Raw genomic sequence first — 21,592 nt, 5'->3', positions numbered from 1 at the left:
CTTTTTTAAGAAAGTTTTCAGCATTCGTTTTAGTCCGCTTGGCTAAGGGGAAACTACGGTAGGAAACTTTTTGGAAAGAAAGGAGGAAACGTATGTTTTTGAAATTGATGCCGGTATCTTTAAAGAGATATATGCAAATGACTAAACGTCAACGAAAACACGAAATGCAAATGACCTTATGGTACATGCCTTTTTTCTATATAATAATGGCTATTGTCTTTGTAATCCTTACTTTATTATTGGATATCGTTTTTCAAATTGAACAATACACGTATGAATTTTTCACAATTAATGCCGAAATCACCCGCATGCTGGTCAGCACACTCATCGGAGGTGTCCTGACACTGAGCGCTTTCACATTAAACTCCCTGCTCGTCGTCTTAACGACTTTCAGCGGACAATTCTCACCGAGAATGCTGCTCAACTTCGTCTCTGACCGAAGAACACAGCATGCACTTGGAATCTTTAATGGGAACTTCGTTTATGTTCTCCTGGTCTTCCTGTTTATTGGCAATACCGAGCACGAGGTCTTCGTTGCTGTGCCGATTGTTACTATATTTCTTGCTTTCAGCTCTGCGGTAACTTTCATTTATTTTATCAACCATGCTACGACGTGGATGCAGGTCCACAACATCACAGATACTATGAAAAAATCATCCGAAAGCATCATCAACCAATCCCTGAGAAAAGACCTCGAACAATACAGGAAAGAAGACCCCGGGGACTTGATGGATGAATTCCGCCCCTATGCGAAACAAGTGGGGGCTGTAAAATCAGGATATATCCAACTGGTGGATTATAAAAGGATGATTGCCGAAGCACAAAAAGATAATGTCATCATTCACTTCCACGCGAAAGTGGGAGATTATGTCTTAAAAAACAATACCCTCATCAGTTACTGGGGCCAGGGAGCCAATGACATTGATGAAGAAAAGTATTGTAGGATGGTCATGCTCGATTACAAACAAACAGAGCTTCAGGATATACAAATGGGCATGCACAAACTGGCAGAAATAGCGATCAAATCGTTGGGGAACGACGACCCCAAAACAGCCACCAACACGATTCACCGGATGGCTGAACTGATGCTTACCGTAGAGAACTACATCACCTTTACCCCTTACCTGATGGATGATGAAGAACAAGTACGTGTCATCCTTCTTTCTGAATCCTTCGAGTCCTATATATACCGAGGGTTCGGATTCATTCGTCATTATGCTCGTGATAACCACCTCATCATCACAGAATTGGTCGATGCGATCCGGATGGTCGCTGAATCGATCGACGATTCAAAACATGGAATGTTATGGGATTTCGCCTGTAATACGATCGATCATATTGAAACTCGCGTCATCTATCAATTGGACAAAACCTTCCTGCTTGAAGCCATGAGAAGATTGGCGGATATCACCGGAAACCAACTGGATTATTATGCTATTTACAGAAAGTTTTATCCTGTTGATTAACCAACTCTGAAATCAGTTCAGAAAAAGCCTTCCCGAGGAGACTTGATCAGCACCGTCTCCTCGGAAATGGTTTGACATATGAAGGGATTTTTCATACATTATATATATGAACATATAATCATATATTGTGAGGAGGTCGAAACCATGGGCCATCACCACCATCACCACGTGGACGGCACAACAGGAAAAATCAAAACCGCTTTTTTCTTAAATTTCTTTTTTACCATTATTGAACTCATCGGTGGGATTATGACAAACAGCATGGCGATTCTCTCTGATGCTCTACATGACCTTGGAGATTCGCTTTCACTCGGTCTTGCCTGGTTTCTTCAAAAATTCTCAAATAAAGGCCATACCGATGATTTTTCCTTTGGATACCGGCGCTTTTCTCTTTTAGCAGCGTTGATCAACAGCGTTGTTTTGATCGTCGGTTCTGTATTTATTTTGACAGAGGCTGTCCCAAGACTCTTAAATCCTGAGCAGCCCAATGCCGCAGGAATGATTGCTTTATCCATCCTGGGCATCCTTGTGAACGGGGCTGCTGTTTTCCGTCTCAAGGGCGGAGATTCCATGAATCAGAAAGTCATGACATGGCATATGCTCGAAGATGTCCTTGGCTGGGTGGCGGTTTTGATTGTCAGTATCGCGCTCTTATTTTTTGATCTACCGATACTCGATCCGATTGCTTCCATCGGTATCACCCTGTTTATTTTGTATAATGTTGTGAAAAACCTTGTGAAAACGATGCGGTTATTCCTAGAGGGAGTACCTGCAGGCGTGGACCTTGAACAGCTCGTTCAGAAAATAAACACATTGACAGCGGTCAAATCGAGCCACCACACTCACCTATGGTCAATGGATGGAGAAAACCACGCTTTCTCCACTCATATTGTCGTCCGTGCGGAAGCAGATAAAGATGAAATATGTAAGGTGAAAGAAGACGTGAAAGAGCTTTTACGTCCTATCCCGCTGGAACACATTACACTTGAAATTGAATATGAAGATGAGCCTTGTTCTCTTCAATAAAAAGTGGCCAGCTATATTCAGCTGGCCATTGACGTATTTATAACTCTAATTGTTCCGGGGTTTTCTCCCCTTGGTTCATGTAGCGGATACTTTCTGGTAAGATTTCAAGGACGACATATTCAGGATCATCTTTTCCGTCAAACCATCGATCCATATGGTCATTCCACAATTTATCTTTAATTTTTTGATCTTCCCGGATTTTCGCCTGACCTTCTACCTCTAAGTACGTATCGCCATATCCGTCTCCTTCATATCCAAGGAGAATATGAACGTGAGGATTCGCTTCAATTTCATCCGCTTTATGGGTCTCTCTGTTTGTCGGTGTATAGAACGTGAATTCTTCATCATTCCAGAAGGTCATATAACGTGTATGCGGCTTATTGTTTTTCACGGTGGCAAGGGTACCGACTTTGTGATTTTCCATGACTTCGTGGATCTTTTTCTTCAATTCTTCTTGATTCAATGGAAAGCTCCTTTCCGTTATCCAATCTTTTTACAATTTCAGTTTTCCCTGAAATATGGGAGATAAACCCTTCGATGCCCACTGGTCGATCCGGGTATGCTATGGGTATGTTCGACATATTGTCATTCTTTTTTCATAAATATACCAGAAGCAGCGCGCAATTCCCTTTACACTGTTCATAGATCTTTTTTTCAGGAGGAACCCTTTATGAATTGGAAAAAGTGGGCACCGATCCTATTCGGTTCCCTGCTCATTGGACTACTTTTCTTTATGATAAATTCAAGACCCGGGAGTTCTGAGCCGGTCCCTCGTGAAGATCTTGTCCCTACTTTGTTCGTCCATGGTTTCAAAGGAGGGCCGAGGAGTTTTGAGACGATGATCGACCGCATGCAGAACCTGCAATGGGGCCGTCAACATATGACAATTTATGTTTCAAGCCGGGGACATGTCACGATTCGTGGTGACTTCACAGAAACACATAACCCCTTTATTCAAGTGCTGTTTGAAAACAACCGCGCCAGTATTCATAATCAAACCCATTGGCTGTCCGAGATCATGCGCCGCCTCAAAGCGGACTACAATATTCAACAGGTAAATCTCGTCGGCCATTCCATGGGAGGATTGGCATCGGTCAATTTCTTATTGAATGACCATCAATATTCAGTCCCTCGAGTGGAGCGGTTGTCTGTGATAGCGAGCCCATTCCGGGGAATTGAAAAGAAAGGGTATTTCGCTTCCAATTACGGAGCAGCCACTACTGACCTCCAACCACAGTCGGAAGCCTTACAGCAGATGGTACAGAAGAAAGACCAATTTCCAAATGATGTGAAAGTATTCGCCATCGCCGGTGTGGTCAATGGGGAAGAACCAGAAACCGAGCACTGGGATGGGCTCGTCCATGCCTCAAGTGTCAGCGGATTAGAAGAAATTGTTCCTTTTGGACAATATAGAGAAAAACGGCTTTACAACCCTTTGGCCACCCACTCCGGCCTGCACGAACTCGAAGAAGTCGATCATCTCCTTAAAGAATTTCTCTGGACCGAGAACGTAGAGAGCACCCCTTGAATTATCTGGAATATTTTGGTGCACCAGGTCATACATTTATTCCCAAATAAAAAACCCCCGACAAGAGGGGCTTTTTTATTGTTTTTCAAAGATGAAGATCCACATGAAAGTAAGGGACTGTTTTAATTCTTCCTCCAACTCTGTGATGTGATGGTCCTTTACGCCGCGCTTGTATACACCCTCTCCATCGATGCATGCCCACCCGGTTTCTTCTGCCATTTTCTTAAGCTCCCAAGGCATCATTGTATTGCAAATAACTTCTTCTCCATAAACTCTACGGTAACTGTTTACTCTCGGCATCGCCGTTGGTCCAAGTAGTCCGATACATAAACGTCCGCCAGGCTTCAAGATCCGCTTCATCTCCTCAAGTCCTTTATACGGAACTTCTATCCATTCCAAAGAATTGATTGCCATTGCCGCATCAAAGGAACCGCCCTCAAAAGGCAGGTCTGTTAAGTCTCCTTGAAGAAACCGGATTCGTTCATCACTCACACGATGATTCGCTCTTGTTACCATATCCTGCGACAAATCAAGCCCTGTCACGTCATAACCGTGTTTATAAAGCAGATAAGAGCCATATCCATCGCCACATCCCAAATCCGCGACCTTTCCTTTAGGCACATGCTTTTTCAAAAAAGGAAGAATCGTGCTTCTGCTCCCATCCTCCCACATCGAACGGCTTTTTGCGTTCCACATTTCCGCACGATCATTCCATTGCTTCTCTGCTTCCTTATGCCAGTTAAATGTCTCGGCCATAAAATCATCCCTTTCCGAAAAACTTCTCTCCCCCATTATAGCGGAAGACTGAAAGCATCCGCCCCCTATTTTTGATGTATTTCCATAATAAATAGTTGCAAGTTGTCTTTTGCAGCGTTATGATAGAAACACAAGATAAGCTAATTTAAAATCACAAATACACTATATATAGTATCTACGAATAGAAGATGCCACAAGGCTTAATAGGGAATCCGGTTCAAATCCGGAGCTGCCCCCGCAACTGTAAACACTCGCGAAATGGACATTCCACTGTGTACCTGCACGGGAAGGACCAGAGTAAGATCGAGTGTCAGCCAGGAGACCTGTCTTCGTGTTCGTTGCAGTTTCAACTTCTTCGGGGATTGAGAAGATGAAGCGATGGAACGAACATGCTCGCAGGTTCTCTTCGTTTCATGGTTTCATCCGCTCAATTTATCATTGAGCGGATTTTTTTGTATCCGCAATGACCTTTCACCTATATATTTCTAGAGGAGTGAACCAAATGGAAACCATGACCAAAACCAACGCCTGGGAGAAGAAAATCCACCAGTGGACGAGCGAATTCCCACATCTCGATCTACAGAAGCTGCTCGATAAAGCACCCGCATTCAAGAATGATACTCACGCATTCATTCTAGAGTGCCTGGCGGAAATAGATGAAGCAAGTCCTGATTGGACATATGTAGCAAGCCGGATCCACTTGGAGGATTTATATAAAAAAGCTTCAGTCAACCGCTCAACGACAAGGCCTTATGAACAATTCCATCAAATGATTCAAACATTGATCGAGAAAAACATTTACAGCACGAAGCTTCTTACATACTATTCCAAAGAGGAGATTGATGAACTGGAAAAAACGATTGTCCCTGAGCGTGACCATTTATTTACCTATATTGGACTGAAGACGCTGAGCGACCGCTACCTGGCCAAAAGCAAAAAGAAGGAAATTTTTGAGCTTCCTCAAGAACGATTCATGATCATAGCGATGGTGCTGATGGCGGAAGAAAAAACATCCAAACGACTCCCTCTTATCAAAGAAGCCTATTGGGCGCTCAGCCAATTATATATGACAGTAGCAACCCCGACACTTTCCAATGCCGGCAAACGATATGGACAATTGAGTTCCTGCTTCATCGACACCATTGACGACTCCCTGCAGTCCATATATGACTGCAATACCGATATAGCCAACCTTAGCAAGCACGGCGGAGGGATCGGAGTCTATCTCGGGAAGATTCGAAGCCGCGGCAGTGACATTCGTGGATTCAAAGGCGTATCTTCTGGAATTCTCCCTTGGATGAAACAACTTAATAACACGGCTGTCAGTGTGGACCAGCTCGGGCAACGTCAGGGAGCAATAGCTGTTTATTTGGATGTCTGGCATAAAGATATTTTCCCGTTTCTTGACAGCCGGCTGAACAATGGAGACGAGCGTCAGCGGACTCATGATCTTTTTACAGGGGTGTCCATCCCCGACCTCTTCATGGAAGCCGTTGAAAAAAGAGAAGATTGGTATTTGTTCGACCCACATGAAGTCCGCACAATTATGGGATACTCTCTTGAAGATCACTTTGATGAGAAGAAAGGGAACGGCTCCTTCCGGGAAAAATATGCAGAGTGTATTGCACACCCTGAGTTATCCAAAGAAAAAATACCGGCGATTGATATTATGAAACGGATCATGATCGGACAACTGGAAACAGGCACACCCTATATGTTTTATCGAGATGAAGTCAACCGCATGAACCCGAACAATCACTCCGGAATGATTTACTGCAGCAATCTGTGTACAGAAATTGCACAGAATCAGAAAGCGACCACCCAGGATGAGCAGTATGTAGAAGGTGGAAAAATCATTACCGTGAAATCACCCGGTGATTTCGTCGTTTGCAATTTATCGAGTATCAACCTCGGGCGCGCCGTCCCTGCCGGAGTATTGAAACGTCTGACTTCGATTCAAGTCCGCATGCTGGATAATGTCATCGACCGCAATACGATTCCAGTTCTTCAAGCCCAAATGACCAATCAATCTTACCGGGGGGTAGGACTCGGAACATTCGGGTGGGCGCACTTACTTGCGAGGAAGAAAATCGATTGGGAATCAGAAGCCGCGCTCGACTACACAAAAGAAGTTTACGAGGCTGTTTCCTATTATGCGATTGAAGCAAGCTCCGAACTTGCTGCAGAGAAAGGAAGCTATCCATTATTCGAAGGATCCGATTGGCAGACAGGAGATTATTTTCTTAAACGAACGTTTGACCAACACGGCACTTGGAACTGGAAAGCGCTCCAAACCAAGGTAGCTGAAAACGGCATGAGAAACGGATACTTGATGGCTGTTGCGCCCAATTCCAGTACATCACTCATTGCTGGGAGCACCGCCAGCATCGATCCAATATTCAAGAAGTTCTATTCTGAAGAAAAGAAAGATTATAAAATTCCTGTGACGGCACCGGACCTCACTCATGAAACGTATGCATACTATCCATCAGCATATGACGTCGATCAGAAAGCAAGCATTCGGCAGAACAGTATCCGGCAGAGATTTATCGACCAATCCGTCTCATTCAATCTCTATGTGAGGAACAATATTCAAGCAAAAGAACTGTTGGATCTCCACTTGTCTGCGTGGAAGTGTGGTCTCAAAACCACCTACTATACGCGATCGACCTCAAGCCAGGGAGAGTTTGACGATTGTGAAGTATGCTCATCTTAATAAAGGAGGAAGTTCATTATGACTGCATCCATACAAAAAAGAAAGCTGGTAGATTACAAAGCTCCAAATGCCTCCACAGGTGTGATCAATGGAAGAAGTTCAAACATCCTGAACTGGGATAATACCCGATACTCATGGGCTTATCCAATGTATAAGACGATGCTGGCAAATTTCTGGATTCCGAATGAAATTAATATGAGCAATGATCTGAAACAATGGCCGGAGTTATCAGATCAAGAACAGACAGCATTCAAAAAAATCATCGGACTGCTCGCCTTTTTGGATTCTATCCAAACGGATTATTCCGGTAAAGTCTCTGATTACCTGACAGATTCAAGCTTGTCTGCCTTAATGCAGGTGCTTGCTTTCCAGGAGGTTGTACACAACCAATCCTATTCTTACGTGTTATCAACCCTTGTCGATCAAGGAGAGCAGGAGAGAATTTTCGATTACTGGAAGCATGATGAAGTACTCAAAGAACGTAATACCTTCATTACAGATGGGTATCAGGCATTCGACGATCACCCTTCTGTAGACAGCTTTCTGAAATCGATCGTTTACGATGTTGTACTTGAAGGTCTCTTTTTCTACGCGGGATTTGCCTTTTTCTACAACCTGGCAAGAAATCAAAAGATGGTATCCACAAGTACCATGATCAACTACATTAACCGGGATGAGCAAATCCACGTCAGTCTATTCGGACATATATTTAACGAAACTCTCAATGAAAACCCTGACCTGGACGCCCAATACTACCGCACATTCGTAACCGATACATTCAAACAGGCTGCGGAGTTGGAAATCAAATGGGCGCGCCATTTGATCGGCAACCAATTCCCAGGTATTCCGATTCAGGATTTGGAAGACTACATCTGTTATATCGCCAACAAGCGATGCCGATTGCTAGGGGCAGAAAAGCCCTTCCCTTCCTACACGGAAAACCCACTGAAATGGATCCGGGCGTATCAAGAAGTCGATGAAGGAAAGTCAGATTTCTTTGAACAAAAATCCCGCCAATACACAAAAGTATCCGAAACCAACGGCTTCGACGAACTATAAATACACTTTCCATTTTATACCTGACCAGGTCATCCAAAATATGGATGACCTGGTCTTCTTTTATATGGAAAGCGCTTTTATGTCACCTTTCCTAACATAACCTCAAAAATTGTATTGATTTTTCTGAATTTTTACTTTATAGTTAATTTTAATTACTAACTCTTTGTGTTAGAAAAGTTAACACGTAATAAAAAGGAGGACAATAGTCATGAAAAAGGTGGAGGCAATTATCCGCCCGGAAGCTTTCCAGGATTTGAGACAAAGTCTCGATAAATTGGGAGTGAAAGGACTGACGGTATCGGAAGTCGCTGGGTGTGGGCAGCAGAAAGGTCAGGAAGGAATATTCAGAGGCAGCCGCTATGAAATTAAACTCTATCCCAAAGTGAAAGTCGAAATGGTTATTGAAAACGTTGAATTGGGTCCTGTGATCGATACGATCATCAATGTGTGTGCTACTGACGAAGTCGGTGACGGAAAGATTTTTGTATCAACCATTGATGAAGTATTCCGGATTCGCACAGGAGAAACCGGTAAACAAGCACTCATCTAACATTTCATTTAGAAAGGGAGAATTTATTTATGAAAAAAATCGTTCCTTTATTCTTTTTTGCTCTCCTCGGATTCCCGGTAGTCGCAAACGCCGAAACAGCGATATCCGCCGAATCTGTCCTCCAATCCGTTGACATGGTCTGGGTCATGATCGCCGCCTTTTTAGTATTTTTTATGCATGCAGGTTTCGCTATGGTCGAATCCGGCTTCACTCGTTCCAAGAACGCCCTTAACATTCTGATGAAAAACTTCATGACCATGTCCATAGCCGCTGTTCTTTATTTTGTTGTCGGTTTCGGAATTATGTTCGGCACATCCGGTGGCGGAATCATCGGCATCGACGGTTTCCTTTTAAACGGCCAGGAAGACCAAATCGGATTTTTCGTATTCCAGGCTGTATTCGCCGCTACTTGTGCTACGATCATCTCCGGAGCCGTGGCCGAGCGTATGAAACTAGGTTCCTATCTCCTCCTTACCGTTGTTATGACCGGCTTCATTTATCCAGTTGTCGGGCATTGGGTATGGGGCGGCGGATGGTTATCGGAACTCGGCTTCGTCGATTTCGCAGGTTCTACTGTCGTTCACTTAACAGGAGCACTTGGAGCCATCGTCACCGTGATGTTCTTAGGACCTCGCCTAGGAAAATACAGTGGTAAAGAAGTAAATGTAATCCCTGGTCACAATATCCCATTAGGCGCACTTGGTGTCTTCATCCTCTGGTTTGGTTGGTTCGGATTTAACGGCGGGAGCACACTGGCCGCAGATCCGTCCCTCGTGCCGTCGGTTATTGCTACAACGCTTCTTTCTGCATCAGCGGGAATCATCAGCTCTGCCTTTTATTCTTACGCAAAGTTCAAACGCATTGACGCTTCCCTTACATTGAATGGAGCACTGGCTGGTTTAGTTGGTATTACAGCAGGAACGGCGAATGTTTCTTTGGCAGGTGCACTTGCTATTGGTTTAATAGCTGGTGTCATACTGGTTGAAGCCGTTCAGTTCCTCGATCGAGTTGTCCGCATCGATGATCCGGTGGGCGCAATCGCTGTTCACGGCATCTGCGGAATATGGGGGACGATCGCTGTCGGTCTTTTCGCTGTCGAAGGTGGTCTTTTCTATGGGGGCGGCGTAACCCTTCTAGGTATCCAGGCAATTGGTGTCCTGTCCGTTATCGCCTGGACAATGTTAACGACGGCTGTCGTTGTTTTCATTGTCAAAAGCACAGTCGGTATCCGCGTATCGAGACAAGAGGAAATTTCCGGGCTTGATTTTTCAGAGCACGGGTCCCAGGCTTACGAATCCAGTCGTGGAATATTCAATGAAAATATGAATCCACGCGTGGACGGGGACTTCGGAGTCGGACTGCTCCACCGACTGGATGGCTTGAATTCAGAAACAAAACCAAAAACGACTACAGAAACAAAAACAGCGCAGTAACAAGGATCATGGATGCCTTCGCCCCCCTATCATCCCGAAGTTCGCCATAATAAAGACTCCGATACACCTTAAGGTGTACCGGGGTTTTTTAGTTCCTTCTGTCTATTTTACGAACACACGTTCTTATTTTTCGCAAAATATGGTATCCTTGTAGATAGATACCGTTCCCTATTATTAGAAAAGACTGTGATAGAAAGGGTGTGAGGCCATCGATGAGCACATATGAATCTCTTATGATCATGCTAGCGTTCGGAACGTTCATCATTACGCTCCTTGCGCTCATCATAAAAATGAACAATAAAAAATAGACCTCCACTCTTAGTGAAGGTCAAAAATCCACGAAATACGAACGGTATCTTGGCGGCAGTAGCAGCTGCCGCCTTTTCACTTTTATTATAGCACAAATTTAAGAGAACTGAAGAGGCAGGTTCATCTATTCTTGCTCCATAGAGATCAATGAACTTGGCAAATGACAAAAAGATACAAGTTCCACGTGAAACATTTCCCAAACCCTTACTCACTCTCGCGAATCCCCGGTTGAGAGTCGCTTACACCTCTCCACGCAAATACTACAAGCCACGAAAAGAGCATCGCAGAAAAGAATCCGTACGGCGGAATGGTTGCCAGGATCCCCACACTACTTAGATGATTAACTTCGAGCCCCTTCCACAAAGCCCCCCCTACCATGCTGAACCCCAGGATAATAGACAGAACCAATGCCTTTCGCACCCATGGCTTAAATTCAATCGGCAACCAGAACCACCAACCACACATCCACACAATCAATAAGGTGAAAATGACTACGGAAAGTACAAGCGCCTGCTTCCCATACAAAAGACTAAAAAACCCGACCATTGGACTGATGAGTACAGAGCCCACCAGTAAACGATAAGGATGATCAACCTTCTGCCTATCTTTATCCGATTGCCCTATTCGGTATCGACCAAAAAAGCCTGTGATCAAAGCCAGCAGAAAAACCACACCATGAAACAATAAAGCTAAAACCATCATTTCCCTTGTAGAGAAAGGTCCGATATGGCTAATAGGGAGCCGCGAAGTAAAAAGGAAAAGACCAGCAGCCACTAAATATATAAACCCTATATCAATGCACAGCTCCTCCACCTTAACCTTCTCGTGAGAACGAAGACGCCACACACCTCCGACAGCTACAGCTCCTGTATATAAAAACCACATCCCTCCCCAAATAGCAGCGTTCCACCCTGCCTGCATCGTCAACGAAAGAGCTCCCGCAAGGGAAAACGGAAGCATCCCCGAAAGACACTGCCACAACCAGGCGCCCGCCCGTTTTTCCTGGTCGTTTTTAAGAGCCTCTTCCATTAACAAAGGAACGAGAACGAATATACTGAAACCGATCGAGAATTCAAGCCATCCAACAGAGAAGAACGCCTTCCACATCACCCACAAGAAAAAACCTGCTACTGCAAGCCACCGTCCTGGCCATTTCATCCCATTCTCCTCCCCGCATTGCCTCCCATGCTTAGCACAGCGTATTATTATCTATTGTTATTGAGTTTTCATAGGAATATGCGTACAGTAAGGAGCATTTTAGATTCATCCACACACAGATGAGCCAATAGTTCCTTATCCTATTACAACCCATAATAACCAAACTCTAAACATGGACAAAATCTCTTCGTAAAGGAAATCTGTAAATTCTATCGAATATATAGATGACAAGGTGAGAATTAAAAGAAAAATGAAAACTTATTTTCGGGGAGTGTCGTCTAAACAGATGAGGTGGGAAAAATTGATACGAAACCAACGCTCACAATCTACATATGAACCCGAAGAACATGACGAGAAACGAATAGAAGAGTGGATTCAAAACTACGGACACGACTTAAAATGGCTCGCTTATTCGTACGTGAAAGATTACGCGATTGCAGAAGATATCACCCAGGAGACATTTATTAAAGCCTATCAGAAATATGCCACTTTCAAAGAAGAATCGACGATTAAAACATGGCTGTACAAAATCACGATCAATTTATGTAAAGATCATCTGAAGAGTTCTTATATGAAGAGAGTTGTAAAAAAAGGTACGGAACTTTTCCGGTCCATCCCATCCCCACGGGAAACCCCGGAAGAATTCGTATTGCAGCAGGACGAAGATGAAGCCCTTCTTGCTCAGGTTTTGAAGCTGGAGGACAAATATAGAGAAATCATCATCCTATACTACTTTGAAGAGTTCGACATCAATGAATTGGCGCAAGTGCTGAATATGAGCCCGAACACCGTTAAAACCCGATTAAGGCGCGCACGCCAACTCTTACAAGAACGGTTAACATCGGAAGGGAGTTCCCAGAGTGAGTGATTTGATTGATCGTAAGTTAAAAAAAATGGATCAGGATAAGAAATATGAGCAGGTTCCATTTGATGAAAGATACATGAAGAAGACCGTTTTAAAATCGCTACAGAAAAGGCCACAAAAACGATCATTTGCAAAAATGAAAACCCTTCTCTTCCCTGCAGCTGTGGTCATTTTTATAACAAGTTGGCCCTTAACAGAAACACAACCGGGCCCTGAATCCGCTAGTTTCCTTACCAAAAAAGACAGCTATCCTCAACTGAAGACAACAGACACTGATCCTTCCTCAACATTTGCGAAGGCTGATCATAAAGAAACACAAAAATCTTCGATGATGGTCAGAGAAACGTATGTCATTCACGAGGATGAACAATTTTATCAAACCGGAAAAAGAGTTCATCCGCAAGAACTCGGAGAAGTGATCGGGACCATCAATCATCAGCAGCCGGCAGAAAACACTGTCGAGTTAGAGAGTGTCGCCGCTTTTCTGCCTGAGACGAAAATATACAAAATTAAAGGAGAAGAAGATAACCACCGAATAGCCATACGGAGTTGGAGAAGCACAGGTGTCGGTTCCTCCACCGCCAGCACCCAAGGGTATTTCGTTTTCGAAAAGTTAGCGGATGCCCCAAACAATGAGAGTTGACTGCCTTCAAACCTGCCTTATCCAGAATTGCCCCTCATCCCCTGCCCCAAATATTCTTTCACCCGGTCCAGGGAGTTATATATATCCTCTTTGATTTTAGGGTTATAAAAAATGGCAGCCGGATGATAAAGAGGGATGACGGTATATTCAGCTACCGTCTTCCCATACCCTCCCCCTTCTTCTTTAAGCAGCTTCGTACGGATAGGTTTTCCGAGAACATCACTGATCTTCCCTCTGTCTCCCGTAAGCCGCTCATAGGCTACGCCCCCGAGGGCGATAATCAAGTCAGGTTTCATGTGCTCAATTTGATAGTCAAGCAGCCGGGCATGAGCGAAGATTTCCTTTTGATTCGGTTTGCGATTCGCTTTACGCTTCCCACCGCTCCCCTTTTTATTGGTTTTCACCCACTTATAAGGACGGCTTCTTACGACACTTGTAATATAAACATCCTCTCTGGACAACTGAAGGTATTCCAGTTGTTTATCCAATTCATCACCCGCACGCCCGATAAAGGGCACTCCTTTGACTGCTTCATTTTCTCCAGGGGCTTCCCCGACAATCATGACGCTGCCCTGTTCGTCCCCTTTACCAAGCACGAAACCTTCTACATCATAAGGTTCCATTCTTTTTTTCGATTCGTTCACAAGACTTTCCGGCCATTCCATCTGCTCTCCCACCTTCCTTAACAAAAAATCCAGCAAGCTCCTTATTTCATTTGGAATGCAAAGTATGTGGTGACAAAATAACTCACAATAATGAGAAATGATGGAACCAAGTAATTCCACGACTTTGCATGCTTCCTTGTAATACTATAGATGATCAATAGGATGAACAACACGGACGTCACTCCTGTGACCATGTTCGCCGGGGACGATTCCTGCAGGAGATTCCCTCTAAAATATATGAGGTCCGTCAGAGCAAGGATCATCAGGTTGAATGCATTACTGCCGAGCAGTGAACTGATGCCCATATTAAAGTTTCTAAGCTTAAGGGCTGTTCCTACACTTACAGCATCAGGAAGGGACGTGCTGATTGCCACTAGGAAAGCACCAATAAATGATGCCCCGATACCAGTGATGGCAGATATACGCTCTGCCGTAATCGTCAGCACACTGCCAATGACCATAATCAAAAATGCATATAGAAGAAAGCGCCACAGCACCTGTTGATAGGAATACTCTTTATATCTCTCGTTCTGTCTTTTGACTTTCCTTCCCTGATAATCCGTCCGATCATTGATGTACTTGGAACCGACAAAGTAAAGAATCACTATGGCGATGGATGTATAACTGATATGAAAAATGTGCGTCGGCAGAGTCAAACTTAACCCGGCCATAACAATGAGCGTCATAAAAATAACGAGCCACCCATATAACTTACTTTCCACCGTTGCATGGGTTAATATTTGGTAACGGCGATAAACGATATCAAAGATCGCCAGACCCATAATGTTAAAAAGGTTACTACCGATTAAATTACCGACAGCAAGGTCTGGACTGTCTATAACAATCGCCGTTACGCTCGACGTCAATTCAGGAAGGGAAATGGCAATTCCGATCATCGCGCCCATAAAAGCTGAGGAGGCACTCGTTTTTTCTTTCACAGCATCCCCGAATATCGCCAGTCTTGATGCTATGAAAAATGTTAAAATTCCTGATAGGAAAAACAAGCTGAAAATTATCCAGTCACTCATTATAAAACTCCTTCAAATCTACTTCGGAAAGACATTTATCACCCATTCCCTTCCCTTCTTAGGAATAAACAGTAAATGAATGGCACCTGGAGAACGTACTCCCCCTCCCAAATAGAAAGCTCAGTCCCGGATTGGAACTGAGCTTTATTATCATTGATGAACAGCCTCTGTTTCTTTTTCTTTAATTAAGTCTGCCGTCAATTGTCCAGACAGCGTGACCATCGGGACGCCCCCACCCGGATGAGTGGATCCACCGACAAAATAGAGACCATCATAAATACGGCTCTTCGATGGAACTTTGAAACCTCCATTGGATTTGCGGTCGGCAGCAATGCCATAAATGGAGCCGCCATTAGGACCATACAAGGATTCCAGATCTTCGGGTGTAAAGCGGTATTCGAATTCAATAGAATCACGAAGTCCTTCCATCCCCATACGTTCCAACTTATTTAACACGGTTTCACGGTAGGCATCCCAATCGATTGGTTTGCGCTTTTTATTTTCAAGTGGTGGTACGTGTGTCAGCACGAAAAGGTTATCTTTACCCTCTGGCGCCTGCGTGTCATCAGAGCGCGCGGAAATTCCAATATAAATGGTTGGATCATCTGCCGGTTTCCCTTCTTCGAAAATCTGCTTGAATTCTTTCTCCGGATTTTCGGAGAATAGGAAATTATGGTGCTTCAGTTTATCGAACTTCCGATCTGTCCCCAGCAGCAGAACCAACCCGGATACCGTAGGATCGAATTTTTTCTCGAGCGCTTTCGTTTCTTTTTTCACCTTGGATGTCTGCGGAGCCAGCTTACGATAAGCCGGAATGACCTCCAGGTTAGACACGACAACATCAGCTTCATGGATGACACCTTCTGTCGTTTCTACACCTTTGACCCGGTCTCCTTCAACGACGAATCGCTGGACAGGTGTATTCAACTCCACATCTATCCGCAATTCTTCCATAAGCCGGCCCATACCTTCAGCAATCTTGTACATCCCGCCTTTAACATAATGAATGCCAAGACCCAGCTGCACATAGACGAGCTGATTTAGAATGGCAGGTGTCGCATAAGGATTGGATCCCACATACATAACAAAATAATTGAACAGTTGCTCCAAGTATTTGTTGTCAAAGTGCTTATGGGTGGCTTTTGCGACTGTATTCATAGGATCCATTTGGAATAATTCGCTTAATTTATGATGCTTTTTCAAATCTTTCAAGTCTTCAATACTATATTTGTAAAAGCTCTTCATGCATAGTTCATACATGTCCTGGCTGTATGAAAGGAAATCCGTAAGCTTCCGGTTCGGTCTTTCTGTCACTTTGGACATTTCTTGCAACATATCAGGAAGATCGCTCGTCACATCCAGTTGGGTACCGTCTTCAAAAAATGTACGCCACTGCGGCTCTACACGCTCAACGGTAATATAATCTTCAAGACGCCGATGAACACTATTGAAAAGCTGCTCCAGCACCCACGGCATCGTAAGGATGGATGGACCTGTATCAAAGGTGAAGCCTTTGCCTTCCCTGCGGTTCAGTTTTCCGCCGATATTACTATTCTTTTCAATAATCTTTACATCATATCCATCACCAGCGAGTCGGATTGCTGCCGACATCCCACCTAAACCCGCTCCCACAACAACCGCTTTTTTCTTATTCAAAACCATCCACCTCCAAGTTTAATAGACAAAAGGAATCAATCGGTACCTCGATTGGCACCAGATTTTATATCGTTCCCCATGCTGCTCTACCAGCATCGCTTCTTCAAGCTTGATTCTATGTAGTAATGCGACCGTCATGAGAAATCCACAGACGAGAGCAGCATAAAGGTTGCCGAGCCCTGAACAAAATCCAATAATAATGAATAAAAGCCCCGTGTAAAGGGGGTGTCTCAAGTAAAGATAGGGACCGGTACTGACAAGGCGGTCCCCTTCTCGGACGGATACATTCCGGGTGAACTGTTCTTTTAAATGAAGAATGCCCCAGTACCTCAACCCAACTCCAAGGGCATATAAACATAACCCTATCCACCAAATCCATTTGGCGTAAATAATGCCGATGTTCCATTCCTGCATGAACAGAGACAAGAAGAGTGTCCCCACTACAGTTGCCAGAATGAGCAGAAAAGACTTCCGCTCATATGCACCACTTCCCGCGGAACGATCATTTTTGAAAATGAAAAATTCAGCGAGCCAGAACACCGTTACCAATAGAAACAATCCATCATACAGGGTCATGGAAAAACGCCCTCCCTGGATACTATCTTCCATCTTTCCCCTTTAGGTATATCGTTAAACCGCGGAAGAAAAACCACTTCCTCCTTCATGTCTTCCTTTCATAACAGAGAGCATTGCCTTACAATATCAACAACGACTAATAAAGGAGTAAAGCCAATGGGTGTTTTTTATAGTATCTTTATTATCTCCGCCGTTCTCGGTACATTCTTTGTGATCTTCAAGAAATTGACGAAGGTGTCCTATTGGACGATGGGCTTGATCGGTACCTTATATATCGTTGTCCTGGTCATTAGTTTCTTTTACGATCTTCCTTAAAGGTTCTTATTCTGTTTATTAATCGCTTCACGGATATGGTAAAGCTCCGCATACATAGCGGTTATATACACACTGATGATACTCAGAAACATAGCCAGGACGAACACCGAACCATCCAGCCCGAATCCGAGTACGGAAGAAAATCCGACGATCGCTCCAATAATGATTCCGATTCCGGTCAGGTAAATAATTTTTTGAAAGGTTACTGAATAAAACATTGTATCACCTCTTTTAAGTTATCTATCTATTACTATACCCATGAGAAGCACCCGATACACGTAACCCCTTCTCCGTGAACAGGGAATTCTCCAACAGCCCCTCCCTTCACCTAACCGACTTATCCACTTCTCTATCTGCCACTTCCCTTTACTAACATGTTGTTCCATCCATCCCTTTCATCATTGAGGAATGACTAAATAAAAAAAGTGCAACCAGAAAGGTTGCACTTTTCTCCATTATGTTTTATGCTTCCATACGTTTGGCATCTTCTTCTATGCCATGTTTCCGTTCAGATTCAGCGACTACTACCGCACACGCTGCATCCCCTGTAATGTTTAAGGATGTACGTAACATATCAAGCAGTCGGTCGATACCGATGATTAGCGCAATCCCCTCTACCGGCAGGGAAACCTGGTTGAGGACCATTGCAAGCATGATCAAACCGACTCCCGGGACACCAGCTGTACCAATACTCGCTAGAACAGCGGTCAGCACAACCATGACAAGCTGAGCAAAAGACAAGTCAGAACCATAGACTTGAGCGATGAAAATTGTTGCCACACCTTGCATAATGGCCGTCCCGTCCATGTTGATGGTTGCCCCTAAAGGTTGAACAAAACTACTGACAGGCTTCGGTACATTCAAGTTTTCCTGAGCTGTTTTCATAGAAATCGGCAGGGTTGAACTACTGCTTGACGTACTGAATCCAACAGTCATCGCAGGGAAGAACCCTTTGACGAACTTAATCGGATTCATCTTTCCAAGGAAAGCGACCGCCGATCCATACGTTACGACTCCATGGATAATCAATCCGAGGATAACGACAATCATGTACATCGCCATCCCTTTCATGCCGTCGATTCCCATGGTTCCAATAGCGGACGCAAGGAGACCGAACGCACCATAAGGAGCAAATCGCATAATCAAGTTCACAAGGAACATCATGATCTCATTTCCTTGTTCGACAAGCTTGTATATTCCTTCCGTTTTCTTACCAAGCATCGCTAATGCGAAACCGATGAAGATTGCAAATGCGATAATCTGAAGCATGTTACCTTCTGTCATCGCCTGAATCGGATTAGTCGGAATAATGCTTGTAAAGGTTTCTACGACACCAGGTGCTTCTTGAGCTTCATATTCTGCACCTGCAGGGTTGATATCAACATTTCCCGGTTTGAGAATATAGGCAAGGGAAATAGCAATACTAATGGCAATAGTTGTTGTAACAAGGAAGAAGGCAATTGTCTTTCCTCCGATTCTTCCCAGTTTCTTAGGATCACCGAGAGATGCAGTACCCAGAGTGATTGAGAAAAACACGATCGGGACTACCAGCATTTTAATAAGATTTAAGAATACCGTACCTAAAGGACTGAAAACATAAGCATCTAAACCGCTGAACAAATCTGGTGCAGCAATGTGAAGACCTAAGCCTACAACAGCACCAAGAATTAAACCTATAAAAATCTTGGTTGTTAGTTTCATGAAGTAACCTCCTACAACATTATGAAAACGCTTACTTATTATTTTGTTTGAAAAGATAGAATTCTTAAAAGCGACATGAATCCAACCATGCCAAAAAGTGCATTAAAAAAAGCCTTGCCTACAATATGGGGTTCGGTACCTGTGAGCTATGTGTGATTGAATATCCAGCTCGTAATAGATGGTTGCAACCAGCGCGGGTAGAATCGTGCTTTATAAATTATATCATAGAATGATTGAATTTTGAATAGAATTTGCTCGCACATTCTGACCCAACTATAAATCAAACGGGGTTGTACAACTTTCAATGGCCATTGAACCCGCGAGTTTCATAGTCTTCTTTAGATTATGAGAATGTTTAGAATTTATTACAAAATATACCCTTCCTCCATACTTCTGTATATATTATTATCTAACTGCATAAAAAAACGGCTGTCGTTTAGACAACCGTTCTTTATCAAGAAACTGCCTCATCCCACCTCTTCAGTTCTCTCCGGAGAACTTTTCCGCTGATTTGTGTTTTAGGAAGCTCCTTGATGAACTCAATTTCCCGGGGAGCACAATGAGCAGCTAGTTCTGACTTCACAAAATGATGAAGTTCGTTCATAAGGGTTGCCTCATAATCATAACCATCCTGGAGAACAACGAATGCCTTCACGATTTCCCCACGTACAGGATCCTTCTTCCCAATGACTCCTGATTCCCTGACAGCCGGGTGCTCTAGCAACTTGCTTTCTATTTCAAAGGGACCGATCCGCTCGCCGGAAGAATTGATCATGTCGTCACTTCTCCCCTGGAAAAACAAATACCCTTCTTCGTCAATATAAGCTAAATCGCCGGCCAAATACCAATCGTCTCCAAAGGGGAAATAAGAGGCGAACTTGCCAGGATTCTTCCATACTTCTTTCATGATGGAAGGCCAGGATGAACGTATAGCCAAGTGCCCGGTTTGGAAAGGAGGAAGAACTTCTCCTTCTTCGTTCAGAATTCCAACTTCAATCCCTGGGAGAGGACGTCCCATTGACCCAGGTTTGATCGGTCTAGTGGGAAGATTGGCAATCAGTTGGGCTCCCGTTTCTGTCATCCACCATGTATCGTGTATTCTTAGATTCCATGTTTGATATGCCCAGTGAATAACTTCAGGGTTGAGAGGCTCACCTACACTCAATACATGTCGGAGCGAAGAGAGATCATAGTTTGTATGCAAATCTTCAGCCTGCGCTTTCAACATACGGAAAGCCGTCGGAGCACTGTACCAAACAGAGACCTGAGCTTTTTCCAGCACGTCATACCATGCCTCAGCTGAAAACCGTCCTCCATGAATAACAGTGGTTACACCGTTTAACAGCGGTGCGAATACACCATAAACCGTACCGGTCACCCACCCGGGATGCGCGGTACACCAATAGACATCTCCTTCTTTTAAATCCAGTGCCCAGCGTCCAGTCTGATATTGTTGGATCATGTTTCGATGGGCATGAACAATTCCTTTCGGTTTCCCTGTCGACCCACTCGTGTAATGGATATTCAGCCCGTCATCAAGGTCTACCCATACCGTTTCCAGTTTATCGTCTGCCAGTTCTGCTTCCTTCGAAATAGAAATCGTAGAATCTGTTGATGGAGTGGTGGTGAAAATTGTAGTCAAACTAGGAATTTTCTCGCTGTTGACCCGGTTCAAAAAAGAATTCTCTGTGATGAGGTATTTGCCGCCACAGTCATTGATTCGATCCTTCACCGCTTCCTCCATAAAGGCTTCAAATAAAGGAGCAGCCACTGCCCCGATTTTAATCGCAGCAAACATGGCAATGTGACAAGTCGGATGTTTAGGCAGAAAGATGAAAACGAAATCCCCTTTTTTCACACCGTGATGGAGCAGAACATTCGCCCATCGGTTCACTTCTTTACTCAGTTCAGAAAACGTATAGGTTATTGTTTCTTCTTCCGAAAGGTAGTGCAGAGCGATCTGACTGCCCTTTCCTTCTTCAACGTGCCTGTCGATGCATTCATGAGCCATGTTGACTTTTCCGGTTTCCTTCCAAGTAAATTGGGAATGGACGGTCTCCCAATTAAAGGAGTCCCCTTCTGTCCATTCTAAGTCTATATTGTAATTTCCACGTTGTCGCGGGATGATGGATGGTGCCATAC

General features: G+C 44.0%; 21 protein-coding genes and 1 riboswitch. Of the genes, 11 read left to right on the top strand and 10 right to left on the bottom strand.

Features of this window, described 5'->3' with window-relative positions; translation table 11 throughout:
* Positions 1-92: 92 nt before the first annotated feature.
* Together ACXADE_RS01550 and ACXADE_RS01545 are read left to right on the top strand one after the other, a co-directional pair.
* A complete protein-coding gene (locus tag ACXADE_RS01550; RefSeq protein ID WP_474978767.1) occupies positions 93-1,466 on the top strand; it encodes a DUF2254 domain-containing protein in 1,374 nt (457 codons plus the stop codon).
* A gap of 144 nt (positions 1,467-1,610) precedes the next feature.
* Complete coding sequence (locus ACXADE_RS01545; protein WP_474978766.1) at positions 1,611-2,492, top strand: cation diffusion facilitator family transporter; 882 nt, start codon at positions 1,611-1,613, stop codon at positions 2,490-2,492.
* Positions 2,493-2,529: 37 nt separating this feature from the next.
* Here ACXADE_RS01545 and ACXADE_RS01540 read toward each other — a convergent pair whose 3' ends face one another.
* Positions 2,530-2,955 carry a pyridoxamine 5'-phosphate oxidase family protein gene (locus ACXADE_RS01540; RefSeq protein ID WP_474978765.1) on the bottom strand — a complete coding sequence of 142 codons (426 nt, stop codon included), beginning with the start codon at positions 2,953-2,955 and terminating at the stop codon, positions 2,530-2,532.
* A 207-nt stretch (positions 2,956-3,162) separates the two neighbouring features.
* Between ACXADE_RS01540 and ACXADE_RS01535 the strand changes: the two genes are divergently transcribed.
* Positions 3,163-4,020 (top strand): alpha/beta hydrolase, encoded by an 858-nt coding sequence (locus ACXADE_RS01535; protein WP_474978764.1) that lies wholly within the window; start codon positions 3,163-3,165, stop codon positions 4,018-4,020.
* A 75-nt stretch (positions 4,021-4,095) separates the two neighbouring features.
* Here the strand turns inward: ACXADE_RS01535 and ACXADE_RS01530 are convergent, their stop codons facing one another.
* Positions 4,096-4,776, bottom strand: coding sequence for a class I SAM-dependent methyltransferase (locus tag ACXADE_RS01530; RefSeq protein ID WP_474978763.1), 681 nt, complete (start codon positions 4,774-4,776; stop codon positions 4,096-4,098).
* A gap of 170 nt (positions 4,777-4,946) precedes the next feature.
* Positions 4,947-5,121: riboswitch (cobalamin riboswitch) on the top strand.
* 157 nt (positions 5,122-5,278) lie between these two features.
* Here ACXADE_RS01530 and ACXADE_RS01525 point away from each other — a divergent pair.
* The 5 genes from ACXADE_RS01525 to ACXADE_RS01505 all read left to right on the top strand — a co-directional run bounded on the left by ACXADE_RS01525 (position 5,279) and on the right by ACXADE_RS01505 (position 10,842).
* Complete coding sequence (locus tag ACXADE_RS01525) at positions 5,279-7,492, top strand: ribonucleoside-diphosphate reductase subunit alpha (RefSeq protein ID WP_474978762.1); 2,214 nt, start codon at positions 5,279-5,281, stop codon at positions 7,490-7,492.
* 18 nt (positions 7,493-7,510) lie between these two features.
* Positions 7,511-8,551 (top strand): ribonucleotide-diphosphate reductase subunit beta, encoded by a 1,041-nt coding sequence (locus ACXADE_RS01520; RefSeq protein WP_474978760.1) that lies wholly within the window; start codon positions 7,511-7,513, stop codon positions 8,549-8,551.
* A gap of 208 nt (positions 8,552-8,759) precedes the next feature.
* Positions 8,760-9,101 carry a P-II family nitrogen regulator gene (locus tag ACXADE_RS01515; protein ID WP_474978759.1) on the top strand — a complete coding sequence of 114 codons (342 nt, stop codon included), beginning with the start codon at positions 8,760-8,762 and terminating at the stop codon, positions 9,099-9,101.
* Positions 9,102-9,130: 29 nt separating this feature from the next.
* Positions 9,131-10,534, top strand: a complete 1,404-nt coding sequence (locus ACXADE_RS01510; RefSeq protein ID WP_474978757.1) for an ammonium transporter — start codon at positions 9,131-9,133, stop codon at positions 10,532-10,534.
* 212 nt (positions 10,535-10,746) lie between these two features.
* On the top strand, positions 10,747-10,842 hold the full coding sequence (locus ACXADE_RS01505) for a putative holin-like toxin (RefSeq protein ID WP_075037849.1): 96 nt from the start codon (positions 10,747-10,749) through the stop codon (positions 10,840-10,842).
* Between the two features lie 205 nt (positions 10,843-11,047).
* On the opposite strand, the gene ACXADE_RS01500 is transcribed toward ACXADE_RS01505, so the two are convergent.
* A complete protein-coding gene (locus tag ACXADE_RS01500) occupies positions 11,048-12,001 on the bottom strand; it encodes a YndJ family transporter (protein ID WP_474978756.1) in 954 nt (317 codons plus the stop codon).
* Positions 12,002-12,302: 301 nt separating this feature from the next.
* On the opposite strand from ACXADE_RS01500, the gene ACXADE_RS01495 reads away from it, so the two are divergent.
* Positions 12,303-12,869, top strand: a complete 567-nt coding sequence (locus ACXADE_RS01495; protein WP_474978755.1) for a sigma-70 family RNA polymerase sigma factor — start codon at positions 12,303-12,305, stop codon at positions 12,867-12,869.
* A complete protein-coding gene (locus ACXADE_RS01490; protein ID WP_474978753.1) occupies positions 12,862-13,509 on the top strand; it encodes a hypothetical protein in 648 nt (215 codons plus the stop codon). The genes ACXADE_RS01495 and ACXADE_RS01490 overlap by 8 nt, the downstream gene beginning before the upstream one ends.
* Positions 13,510-13,526: 17 nt before the next feature.
* On the opposite strand, the gene ACXADE_RS01485 is transcribed toward ACXADE_RS01490, so the two are convergent.
* The 4 genes from ACXADE_RS01485 to ACXADE_RS01470 form a co-directional block, all read right to left on the bottom strand.
* The gene (locus tag ACXADE_RS01485; protein ID WP_474978752.1) at positions 13,527-14,174 is read right to left on the bottom strand and encodes a uracil-DNA glycosylase; all 648 of its coding nucleotides are present in this window, start codon (positions 14,172-14,174) and stop codon (positions 13,527-13,529) included.
* 41 nt (positions 14,175-14,215) lie between these two features.
* A complete protein-coding gene (locus ACXADE_RS01480) occupies positions 14,216-15,202 on the bottom strand; it encodes a sodium:calcium antiporter (RefSeq protein ID WP_474978751.1) in 987 nt (328 codons plus the stop codon).
* A 150-nt stretch (positions 15,203-15,352) separates the two neighbouring features.
* Complete coding sequence (locus ACXADE_RS01475; RefSeq protein WP_474978750.1) at positions 15,353-16,858, bottom strand: phytoene desaturase family protein; 1,506 nt, start codon at positions 16,856-16,858, stop codon at positions 15,353-15,355.
* A gap of 18 nt (positions 16,859-16,876) precedes the next feature.
* Complete coding sequence (locus tag ACXADE_RS01470; protein WP_474978749.1) at positions 16,877-17,434, bottom strand: methyltransferase family protein; 558 nt, start codon at positions 17,432-17,434, stop codon at positions 16,877-16,879.
* Positions 17,435-17,590: 156 nt separating this feature from the next.
* Here ACXADE_RS01470 and ACXADE_RS01465 point away from each other — a divergent pair, with 156 nt between their 5' ends.
* Positions 17,591-17,749, top strand: a complete 159-nt coding sequence (locus tag ACXADE_RS01465; protein WP_474978748.1) for a hypothetical protein — start codon at positions 17,591-17,593, stop codon at positions 17,747-17,749.
* On the opposite strand, the gene ACXADE_RS01460 is transcribed toward ACXADE_RS01465, so the two are convergent.
* The 3 genes from ACXADE_RS01460 to acsA all read right to left on the bottom strand — a co-directional run bounded on the left by ACXADE_RS01460 (position 17,746) and on the right by acsA (position 21,590).
* Complete coding sequence (locus ACXADE_RS01460; protein WP_474978747.1) at positions 17,746-17,967, bottom strand: hypothetical protein; 222 nt, start codon at positions 17,965-17,967, stop codon at positions 17,746-17,748. The genes ACXADE_RS01465 and ACXADE_RS01460 overlap by 4 nt on opposite strands.
* Before the next feature lie 244 nt (positions 17,968-18,211).
* Entirely contained in the window at positions 18,212-19,450 is a 1,239-nt protein-coding gene (locus ACXADE_RS01455; protein ID WP_474978746.1) for a dicarboxylate/amino acid:cation symporter, read from the bottom strand.
* A 454-nt stretch (positions 19,451-19,904) separates the two neighbouring features.
* Complete coding sequence (gene acsA / locus ACXADE_RS01450) at positions 19,905-21,590, bottom strand: acetate--CoA ligase (protein ID WP_474978744.1); 1,686 nt, start codon at positions 21,588-21,590, stop codon at positions 19,905-19,907.
* Positions 21,591-21,592: the final 2 nt, after the last annotated feature.

It is taken from the genome of Halobacillus sp. ABR2_026 (assembly GCF_056158545.1).
The sequence above is the reverse complement of the archived record's forward strand: the minus strand, read 5'-3'. Positions and strand labels throughout refer to the sequence as shown.

Bases quoted from the DNA above. Each gene is read 5' to 3' on its own strand.
- ACXADE_RS01550 (WP_474978767.1), top strand. From the start codon at position 93: ATGTTTTTGAAATTGATGCCGGTATCTTTAAAGAGATATATGCAAATG.
- ACXADE_RS01545 (WP_474978766.1), top strand. From the start codon at position 1,611: ATGGGCCATCACCACCATCACCACGTGGACGGCACAACAGGAAAAATC.
- ACXADE_RS01535 (WP_474978764.1), top strand. From the start codon at position 3,163: ATGAATTGGAAAAAGTGGGCACCGATCCTATTCGGTTCCCTGCTCATT.
- ACXADE_RS01530 (WP_474978763.1), bottom strand. From the start codon at position 4,776: ATGGCCGAGACATTTAACTGGCATAAGGAAGCAGAGAAGCAATGGAAT.
- ACXADE_RS01525 (WP_474978762.1), top strand. From the start codon at position 5,279: ATGGAAACCATGACCAAAACCAACGCCTGGGAGAAGAAAATCCACCAG.
- ACXADE_RS01520 (WP_474978760.1), top strand. From the start codon at position 7,511: ATGACTGCATCCATACAAAAAAGAAAGCTGGTAGATTACAAAGCTCCA.
- ACXADE_RS01515 (WP_474978759.1), top strand. From the start codon at position 8,760: ATGAAAAAGGTGGAGGCAATTATCCGCCCGGAAGCTTTCCAGGATTTG.
- ACXADE_RS01510 (WP_474978757.1), top strand. From the start codon at position 9,131: ATGAAAAAAATCGTTCCTTTATTCTTTTTTGCTCTCCTCGGATTCCCG.
- ACXADE_RS01505 (WP_075037849.1), top strand. From the start codon at position 10,747: ATGAGCACATATGAATCTCTTATGATCATGCTAGCGTTCGGAACGTTC.
- ACXADE_RS01500 (WP_474978756.1), bottom strand. From the start codon at position 12,001: ATGAAATGGCCAGGACGGTGGCTTGCAGTAGCAGGTTTTTTCTTGTGG.
- ACXADE_RS01485 (WP_474978752.1), bottom strand. From the start codon at position 14,174: ATGGAATGGCCGGAAAGTCTTGTGAACGAATCGAAAAAAAGAATGGAA.
- ACXADE_RS01480 (WP_474978751.1), bottom strand. From the start codon at position 15,202: ATGAGTGACTGGATAATTTTCAGCTTGTTTTTCCTATCAGGAATTTTA.
- ACXADE_RS01470 (WP_474978749.1), bottom strand. From the start codon at position 17,434: ATGACCCTGTATGATGGATTGTTTCTATTGGTAACGGTGTTCTGGCTC.
- ACXADE_RS01465 (WP_474978748.1), top strand. From the start codon at position 17,591: ATGGGTGTTTTTTATAGTATCTTTATTATCTCCGCCGTTCTCGGTACA.
- ACXADE_RS01460 (WP_474978747.1), bottom strand. From the start codon at position 17,967: ATGTTTTATTCAGTAACCTTTCAAAAAATTATTTACCTGACCGGAATC.
- ACXADE_RS01455 (WP_474978746.1), bottom strand. From the start codon at position 19,450: ATGAAACTAACAACCAAGATTTTTATAGGTTTAATTCTTGGTGCTGTT.
- acsA (WP_474978744.1), bottom strand. From the start codon at position 21,590: ATGGCACCATCCATCATCCCGCGACAACGTGGAAATTACAATATAGAC.